This is a genomic window from Amycolatopsis sp. NPDC003861 (genome assembly GCF_053605405.1).
The window spans coordinates 1-3934 of record NZ_JBSGJD010000443.1 but is presented as its reverse complement, the minus strand read 5'-3'; the positions used below and the strand labels follow the sequence as shown (position 1 = coordinate 3934).

At 73.7% G+C, this 3934-nt stretch carries 1 protein-coding gene; it reads left to right on the top strand.

What is annotated here, in order from left to right; genetic code table 11:
- Positions 1–3934, top strand: a 3934-nt coding sequence (locus ACWEVN_RS46965) for an RHS repeat-associated core domain-containing protein (RefSeq protein WP_452055592.1), incomplete at both ends; no start/stop codon positions are given.

Here is a 3934-nt window from a genome sequence, read left to right as displayed (position 1 = left end):
CTCGTGCGCGACATCATCGCCGAACTGGTCGGGCACCTCATCAGCTGGGCACTGCAGGTCGTGTTCACCCTCGGCATCGGCATGACCTGGGTCGTACCCCAGGTCATCAACGCCGTCGCCAAGACCGCCTCCAAGATCGCCGACCTGGTCAAACGACTGGTAACGGCGTTGAAGGCCCTGGTACCACTGCTCAAACGCGCCGGGGACCTGTTCTCAGACGCGGCCAAGGCCTTACGGAAGATCAAGCCGGGCAAAACCGCGCCGCCGCCCAAACACGCCGACATCAAAAGCGGCCCGAAAGACATCGGCGGCCCCAACGGCAAGGGCGGCCCGGACGCGCCGCCGCCGAAGGGCGACGGCACCTCGCCCTCGGGGGCGAAAGGCGACGGCACCAGCACTTCCGGCGCCAAAGGCGACCCGCCGCCCAAGAGCGACCCGCCTCCGGGCTCCAAAGGCCCCGACGACAACCCGAAGGGGCCGGATTCCTCCCCCGGTGGCGGCTCGACCACGCCCTCCGGCGGCGGGAAGGGCGCCGGGAACGGCGGTGGCAAGCCGCGCGGCGGCGGGCTTGCCGACCAGAACGGCTCCCCCAAGGAGAACTCGACCCCGACCGACTGCCGCCCGGGCAGCGGGGACCCGATCGACATGACCACCGGGCGGATGATGCTCGCCCAGACCGACGTCGAGATCGACGGCGTCCTGGCGCTCGTTCTGGACCGCGCCCACTTCTCCGGCTACCGCAGCGGTGTCCACTTCGGACGCTCCTGGGCGTCGACCGCGGACCAGCGCCTGGAAACCGGAACCGACCGCGTCGACTTCGCCGCCGAGGACGGCACCCTGCTCGTCTACCCCCTCCCGGGCGCCGCCGCCGTCAAGCCGGTCGAAGGTCCGCTGTGGCCGTTGCGGCGGCTCGGGGACGAGTACGTCATGGAGCAGCCCGACCTCGGCCGCACCCTGCACTTCCCCGCCGGCGGGGACACCGGCTGGCTGGCGGCGATCTCCGACGCCGACGGCAACCGGATCGTCTTCGACCGCGACCCGCACGGCACGCTGCGCGAAGTGCGGCACTCCGCGGGGCACCGCGTCGCCGTCACCACGGCCGGCGGCCGGATCACCGAATTCACCTCCGTCGGCGCCCGCGACGACGACCGCGTCACCCTCGCCCGGTTCGCCTACGACGAGCGGGCGAACCTGGTGGAGGTGGTCAACTCCTCGGGCCGGCCCTACCGGTTCGGCTACGACGAGGCCGGGCGCATCACCAGCTGGCAGGACCGCAACGGCCGGGGCTACGCGTTCACCTACGACGAACTCGACCGCTGCGTCCACGGCACCGGCCCGGGCGGCGTGCTCGCCTACACCTTCGCCTACGACCGGGAAAACCGCGTCAACCGCGCGACCGACTCGCTCGGGCACACCACCACCTTCGAGCTGAACGAGGAGTTCCAGCTCGTCCGCGAGACCGATCCGCTCGGCGGCGCCACGACCTACGACTGGGACCGCCACGACCGGCTGCTCGCCGTGACCGACCCCCTGGGCCGGACCACCCGGTACGGCTACGACGAGCACGGCAGGCGGACGTCGGAGACCCGCCCGGACGGGAGCGTCCACAGCGTCTCCTACGACGGGCGCGGCCGACCGCAGGCCACCGTCGAACCGGACGGCGCGGTCTGGGCCCACGAGTACGACGAGACTGGCAGGCTCGTCGCGACCACCGACCCGATGGGCGGGGTCCGCCGCTACGGCTACGGCCCGGGCGGGGCGCTCGGCTCGTTCACCGACGAAGAAGGCCGCACGACCCGGATCGACTGCGACGGCCTCGGCAAGCCCCGGACGGTCCTCGACCCGGCCGGCGGGCGCACGACCTACACCTACGACCGGCTCGGCCGCGTCGAGTCCGTCACCGACCCGGCGGGTCACACGACGACGTTCGCGTGGACGGTCGAGGGCGAGTTGTGGAAGCGCGTCGCCCCGGACGGCTCCGTGGAGCGCTTCACCTACGACGGCGAGCTCAACGCGACCGAGCGGACCGACGCCGCGGGCGCGGTGACCCGGACCGACTTCGGCCCCTTCGACCTGCCCGTCTGCGAGATCGCGCCGGACGGCAGCCGCACGCGGTTCGCCTACGACACCGAGCTGCGGCTGGTCGCGGTGACCAACGCCGCGGGTGCGCAGTGGCGGATCGACTACGACGCCGCCGGGCGGGTCGTGCGCGAGACCGACTTCGACGGCCGGGTCGTCACCTACCGGAGGGACGCCGCCGGCCAGCTGCTCGAAAGCGCCACCGGCGCCGGGGAACCGACGACCTACACCTGGGACGCGCTGGGCCGGCTGACCGCCAAGCGCCGTGGGGACAGCGTCACGACCTACGCCTACGACGCCGCGGGCCGGCTGGTGCGCGCGGCCAACGCCGACGCCGACCTCACCTTCGCCTACGACCGCCTCGGCCGGGTGGTGGCCGAGACGTGCAACGGCCGGGAAGTCCGCTCGGGCTACGACCGCAGCGGGCTGCGGACCGCGCGCCGCACCGCCTCGGGCGTCACGAGCACCTGGACCTACGACGCGGCGAGCGCGCCGGCCGAGCTCGGCACGGCAGGCCGGACGATCCAGTTCGCGCACGACCCGGCCGGCCGCGAGATCGGCCGCGTCTTCGGCACCGCGACGCTGACCCAGACCTGGGACGCGAACGACCGGCTCGTCGAACAGGTCGTCGCGGGAGCCGACGGGCGGCCGCGGCAGCGGCGCGCCTACCGGCACCGGGCGGACGACGTCCTCGCGGGCGTGGACGACCTGCTCTCCGGCCGCCGCGAGTTCGCGCTGGACCGGCTGGGCCGGGTCATCGGGCTGCAGCGGCCCGGCGCCAGCGAGCGGTACGCCTACGACGCGGCGGGCAACATCGCCGTGGCGGAGTGGGCCGCCCACCCGGCCGCGGGCCCCCGCGAGTACACCGGGACGCTGGTGCGGCGGGCCGGCGACGTCGAGTACCGCTACGACGACCTCGGCCGGCTGACCTGGCGGCAGCAGCCGGGCGGCCCCGCCGGCTGGAGCTTCGCCTGGAACGCCGACGACCGCCTCGAGCAGGTGCGGACCCCGGACGGCCACGAGTGGCGCTACGCCTACGACGCGCTGGGCCGCCGGGTCGCCAAGCGCCTGCTCGGCCCGGACGGCACGGTCACCGCCGAGACGGTCTTCGTCTGGGACGGGATCGTCCCGGCCGAGGAGATCGTGACGACCGGCGGCGCGCCGGCCCGGACCACGACCTGGGACTGGGAGCCGGATCGGCCGGTGCCGGTCAGCGTGCTGGACCGCCGCACCCGCGCCGACGGCGGCCTCGACGAGCAGTTCCACGCCGTCGTCGCCGACCTGATCGGCAGCCCGGCGGAGCTGGTCGACGAAGCCGGCCGGATCACCTGGCACTCGGCGCAGACCCTGTGGGGCCTGGACGCCGGCAGCCCGGCGCCGACGCCGCTGCGGTTCCCCGGCCAGTACTTCGACGCCGAAACGGGCCTGCACTACAACGTCAACCGGTACTACGAGCCGGAGACCGGGCGCTACATCAGCCCGGACCCGATCGGGCTCGGCGGCGGCACCAACCCGCACGCCTACGTCCGCAACCCCACCGGCTGGCTCGACCCGGTCGGCCTCAAGGGCGGCAAGGGCAAGTGCAAGGGCGGCAAGGCGAACAACCCGGTGCTGGCCAACAACCGCCCGGGCCAGCCGGTGTTCCACGGCAACGCGAACGTGCCGGTGACGGAGATCAGCGACAAGAAGTTCGTCGGCATCCTGGAGAACCTCGCCGCCGGCCGCGGCGAAGGCGCGCGTCGCGCGAAAGAACTGCTGAAGCAGATGCAGGAAGGCCGCGGCTGGCAGCAGACGGCCGGCATCCACCAGGGCGGTCTCGGCGGCGCGGCGGGCGGCGCCGACCCGCGGCCGCACA